This is a genomic window from Pseudomonas alcaligenes (assembly GCF_014490745.1).
Taxonomy (GTDB): domain Bacteria; phylum Pseudomonadota; class Gammaproteobacteria; order Pseudomonadales; family Pseudomonadaceae; genus Aquipseudomonas; species Aquipseudomonas alcaligenes_C.
This window is the reverse complement of sequence record NZ_LZEU01000003.1, coordinates 1-5,768: the sequence shown is the minus strand read 5'-3', so window position 1 is coordinate 5,768 and position 5,768 is coordinate 1. Positions and strand designations below refer to the sequence as shown.

The following is a 5,768-nucleotide window of genomic DNA, read 5'->3' as shown; positions in this document are numbered from 1 at the left end:
CAAAAGCCAAACCCCCAACCCGATTGCTCGGATTGGGGGTTTGGGGATAGGAGCTTGACGATGACCTACTCTCACATGGGGAAGCCCCACACTACCATCGGCGATGCGTCGTTTCACTACTGAGTTCGGGATGGGATCAGGTGGTTCCAACGCTCTATGGTCGTCAAGCAATTCGGTTGGGGACTCGGTGTTTAGTCGCTTCCCCTAATTGGGTATGTGATGTCGTGGTATTGCGTGTTCTGGCAAATTTTCGGTCTGTTTGTCGACTTCACCGTCTAACAGCCAAATTGTTTGGGTGTTATATGGTCAAGCCTCACGGGCAATTAGTATTGGTTAGCTCAACGCCTCACAGCGCTTACACACCCAACCTATCAACGTCGTAGTCTTCGACGGCCCTTCAGGGAGCTCAAGGCTCCAGTGAGATCTCATCTTGAGGCAAGTTTCCCGCTTAGATGCTTTCAGCGGTTATCTTTTCCGAACATAGCTACCCGGCAATGCCACTGGCGTGACAACCGGAACACCAGAGGTTCGTCCAACCCGGTCCTCTCGTACTAAGGTCAGCCCCTCTCAAATCTCAAACGTCCACGGCAGATAGGGACCGAACTGTCTCACGACGTTCTAAACCCAGCTCGCGTACCACTTTAAATGGCGAACAGCCATACCCTTGGGACCGGCTTCAGCCCCAGGATGTGATGAGCCGACATCGAGGTGCCAAACACCGCCGTCGATATGAACTCTTGGGCGGTATCAGCCTGTTATCCCCGGAGTACCTTTTATCCGTTGAGCGATGGCCCTTCCATACAGAACCACCGGATCACTAAGACCTACTTTCGTACCTGCTCGACGTGTCTGTCTCGCAGTCAAGCGCGCTTTTGCCTTTATACTCTACGACCGATTTCCGACCGGTCTGAGCGCACCTTCGTACTCCTCCGTTACTCTTTGGGAGGAGACCGCCCCAGTCAAACTGCCCACCATACACTGTCCTCGACCCGGATAACGGGCCAGAGTTAGAACCTCAAGCATGCCAGGGTGGTATTTCAAGGATGGCTCCACGCGAACTGGCGTCCACGCTTCAAAGCCTCCCACCTATCCTACACAAGCAGGCTCAAAGTCCAGTGCAAAGCTACAGTAAAGGTTCACGGGGTCTTTCCGTCTAGCCGCGGATACACTGCATCTTCACAGCGATTTCAATTTCACTGAGTCTCGGGTGGAGACAGCGCCGCCATCGTTACGCCATTCGTGCAGGTCGGAACTTACCCGACAAGGAATTTCGCTACCTTAGGACCGTTATAGTTACGGCCGCCGTTTACCGGGGCTTCGATCAAGAGCTTCGCTTGCGCTAACCCCATCAATTAACCTTCCGGCACCGGGCAGGCGTCACACCCTATACGTCCACTTTCGTGTTTGCAGAGTGCTGTGTTTTTAATAAACAGTCGCAGCGGCCTGGTATCTTCGACCGGCATGAGCTTACGGAGCAAGTCCTTCACCCTCACCGGCGCACCTTCTCCCGAAGTTACGGTGCCATTTTGCCTAGTTCCTTCACCCGAGTTCTCTCAAGCGCCTTGGTATTCTCTACCCAACCACCTGTGTCGGTTTGGGGTACGGTTCCTAGTTACCTGAAGCTTAGAGGCTTTTCCTGGAAGCATGGCATCAACCACTTCATGTTCTAAAAGAACACTCGTCATCAGCTCTCGGCATTAAGACCCCGGATTTACCTAAGATCTCTGCCTACCACCTTAAACACGGACAACCAACGCCGTGCTGGCCTAGCCTTCTCCGTCCCCCCATCGCAGTAACTAGAAGTACAGGAATATTAACCTGTTTCCCATCGACTACGCATTTCTGCCTCGCCTTAGGGACCGACTAACCCTGCGTCGATTAACGTTGCGCAGGAACCCTTGGTCTTTCGGCGTGCGAGTTTTTCACTCGCATTGTCGTTACTCATGTCAGCATTCGCACTTCTGATACCTCCAGCAAGCTTCTCAACTCACCTTCACAGGCTTACAGAACGCTCCTCTACCGCATCACTTACGTGATACCCGTAGCTTCGGTGTATGGTTTGAGCCCCGTTACATCTTCCGCGCAGGCCGACTCGACTAGTGAGCTATTACGCTTTCTTTAAAGGGTGGCTGCTTCTAAGCCAACCTCCTAGCTGTCTAAGCCTTCCCACATCGTTTCCCACTTAACCATAACTTTGGGACCTTAGCTGACGGTCTGGGTTGTTTCCCTTTTCACGACGGACGTTAGCACCCGCCGTGTGTCTCCCATGCTCGGCACTTGTAGGTATTCGGAGTTTGCATCGGTTTGGTAAGTCGGGATGACCCCCTAGCCGAAACAGTGCTCTACCCCCTACAGTGATACATGAGGCGCTACCTAAATAGCTTTCGAGGAGAACCAGCTATCTCCGAGCTTGATTAGCCTTTCACTCCGATCCACAGGTCATCCGCTAACTTTTCAACGGTAGTCGGTTCGGTCCTCCAGTCAGTGTTACCTAACCTTCAACCTGCCCATGGATAGATCGCCCGGTTTCGGGTCTATACCCAGCGACTAAACGCCCTATTAAGACTCGCTTTCGCTACGCCTCCCCTATTCGGTTAAGCTCGCCACTGAATATAAGTCGCTGACCCATTATACAAAAGGTACGCAGTCACCCAACAAAGTGGGCTCCCACTGCTTGTACGCATACGGTTTCAGGTTCTATTTCACTCCCCTCTCCGGGGTTCTTTTCGCCTTTCCCTCACGGTACTAGTTCACTATCGGTCAGTCAGTAGTATTTAGCCTTGGAGGATGGTCCCCCCATATTCAGACAAAGTTTCTCGTGCTCCGTCCTACTCGATTTCACTTCTAAGATCCTTTCGCGTACAGGGCTATCACCCACTATGGCCGCACTTTCCAGAGCGTTCCGCTAAAATCAAAGAAGCTTAAGGGCTAATCCCCGTTCGCTCGCCACTACTAAGGGAATCTCGGTTGATTTCTTTTCCTCAGGGTACTTAGATGTTTCAGTTCCCCTGGTTCGCCTCTTGCACCTATGGATTCAGTACAAGATAACCATCTTATGATGGCTGGGTTCCCCCATTCAGAGATCTCCGGATCACAGTCTATTTGCCGACTCCCCGAAGCTTATCGCAGGCTATCACGTCTTTCATCGCCTCTGACTGCCAAGGCATCCACCGTATGCGCTTCTTCACTTGACCATATAACCCCAAGCAATCTGGTTACTGTCTCAATCGTGAAGACGACATTCGCCGAAAATTTGCATAGAGAACACGCAAATTTTACCTTGACTCGACTCATTACCAGTGAAAGTAATAAATCGGTCTACTTCTATCACATACCCAAATTTTTAAAGAACAGTTCTGGCGCAAAGACCAGAACTCAACATCTCAGCCACTTCAGTAGCAGATGCTCAGTTCTGAGCTTTCAGCGATCTCGAGTTAATGGTGGAGCCAAGGAGGATCGAACTCCTGACCTCCTGCGTGCAAAGCAGGCGCTCTCCCAGCTGAGCTATGGCCCCATCTACGGACTTGGCCACATCCCTTGACAATTGGTGGGTCTGGGCAGATTCGAACTGCCGACCTCACCCTTATCAGGGGTGCGCTCTAACCAACTGAGCTACAGACCCAATCGTCTAACTCTCGGGTCTAAACCCAATCGCTTTTCGCAAGTGAATCAAGCAATTCGTGTGGGAACTTATGACGAAGCTGATGTCGTCGATTAAGGAGGTGATCCAGCCGCAGGTTCCCCTACGGCTACCTTGTTACGACTTCACCCCAGTCATGAATCACTCCGTGGTAACCGTCCCCCTTGCGGTTAGACTAGCTACTTCTGGAGCAACCCACTCCCATGGTGTGACGGGCGGTGTGTACAAGGCCCGGGAACGTATTCACCGTGACATTCTGATTCACGATTACTAGCGATTCCGACTTCACGCAGTCGAGTTGCAGACTGCGATCCGGACTACGATCGGTTTTATGGGATTAGCTCCACCTCGCGGCTTGGCAACCCTTTGTACCGACCATTGTAGCACGTGTGTAGCCCTGGCCGTAAGGGCCATGATGACTTGACGTCATCCCCACCTTCCTCCGGTTTGTCACCGGCAGTCTCCTTAGAGTGCCCACCATAACGTGCTGGTAACTAAGGACAAGGGTTGCGCTCGTTACGGGACTTAACCCAACATCTCACGACACGAGCTGACGACAGCCATGCAGCACCTGTGTCTGAGTTCCCGAAGGCACCAATCCATCTCTGGAAAGTTCTCAGCATGTCAAGGCCAGGTAAGGTTCTTCGCGTTGCTTCGAATTAAACCACATGCTCCACCGCTTGTGCGGGCCCCCGTCAATTCATTTGAGTTTTAACCTTGCGGCCGTACTCCCCAGGCGGTCGACTTAATGCGTTAGCTGCGCCACTAAAATCTCAAGGATTCCAACGGCTAGTCGACATCGTTTACGGCGTGGACTACCAGGGTATCTAATCCTGTTTGCTCCCCACGCTTTCGCACCTCAGTGTCAGTATCAGTCCAGGTAGTCGCCTTCGCCACTGGTGTTCCTTCCTATATCTACGCATTTCACCGCTACACAGGAAATTCCACTACCCTCTACCGTACTCTAGCTCAGTAGTTTTGGAGGCAGTTCCCAGGTTGAGCCCGGGGATTTCACCTCCAACTTGCTGAACCACCTACGCGCGCTTTACGCCCAGTAATTCCGATTAACGCTTGCACCCTTCGTATTACCGCGGCTGCTGGCACGAAGTTAGCCGGTGCTTATTCTGTCGGTAACGTCAAAACAGCAAGGTATTAACTTACTGCCCTTCCTCCCAACTTAAAGTGCTTTACAATCCGAAGACCTTCTTCACACACGCGGCATGGCTGGATCAGGCTTTCGCCCATTGTCCAATATTCCCCACTGCTGCCTCCCGTAGGAGTCTGGACCGTGTCTCAGTTCCAGTGTGACTGATCATCCTCTCAGACCAGTTACGGATCGTCGCCTTGGTGAGCCTTTACCTCACCAACTAGCTAATCCGACCTAGGCTCATCTGATAGCGCAAGGCCCGAAGGTCCCCTGCTTTCTCCCGTAGGACGTATGCGGTATTAGCGTTCCTTTCGAAACGTTGTCCCCCACTACCAGGCAGATTCCTAGGCATTACTCACCCGTCCGCCGCTGAATCAGAGAGCAAGCTCTCTTCATCCGCTCGACTTGCATGTGTTAGGCCTGCCGCCAGCGTTCAATCTGAGCCATGATCAAACTCTTCAGTTCAATACTGCTTGGGTTTTGAGAAAACCCTAAACTTGGCTCAGCAATCGCAAATAAACTCTCGAATTCACGAGTGTTACTTGTGTTGCTGATAATCTGGTGACTATCAGTCTTACATCACAAGCACCCACACGAATTGCTTGATTCAGTTGTTAAAGAGCGTTTCGGCGAAGTCTTTCGTCTCAACCGAGGCCGCGCATTCTACAGCAGCCCTTCTTTCCGTCAAGCTGTTTTTGAAGAATTTTTCGTTTCCTCTCAACCGCTTGCGCCTCCGAGAAACTCTAGCTCCTCGTCAGCGGGAGGCGAATTCTACAGCGTTCAAATCCGCTGTCAACCACCTCTTTACCGCCCCTCGACTCTTTCGAACCGAAGCGCCAACAGGATCAAACCACCACCCCATCAGCCCGGCGCATTCTACTCGAATCCGCCGCCAGTGCAACCCTTTTTTTCGCCTAACTCATTGTTTAGCAAGGAGTTTTCAGATCAGGCTGCGCCGGAAGTGGTGCGCATTATAGGGGC

General features: G+C 52.0%; 2 tRNA genes and 3 rRNA genes. All 5 read right to left on the bottom strand.

The annotated features are described in order from the left end of the window. Window positions 1-52 precede the first annotated feature (52 nt). The 5 genes from rrf to A9179_RS22845 all read right to left on the bottom strand — a co-directional run bounded on the left by rrf (window position 53) and on the right by A9179_RS22845 (window position 5,252). Window positions 53-168, bottom strand: a 5S ribosomal RNA gene (rrf, locus tag A9179_RS22865). Between the two features lie 134 nt (window positions 169-302). After that, window positions 303-3,194: ribosomal RNA gene (locus A9179_RS22860) — 23S ribosomal RNA — on the bottom strand. A 244-nt stretch (window positions 3,195-3,438) separates the two neighbouring features. Then, a tRNA-Ala gene (locus A9179_RS22855) sits at window positions 3,439-3,514 on the bottom strand. A gap of 31 nt (window positions 3,515-3,545) precedes the next feature. Further along, window positions 3,546-3,622 (bottom strand) — tRNA-Ile (locus A9179_RS22850). Window positions 3,623-3,715: 93 nt separating this feature from the next. Next, window positions 3,716-5,252, bottom strand: a 16S ribosomal RNA gene (locus A9179_RS22845). Together the 16S, 23S and 5S rRNA genes with 2 tRNA genes alongside form the textbook arrangement of a ribosomal RNA operon. Window positions 5,253-5,768 lie beyond the last annotated feature (516 nt).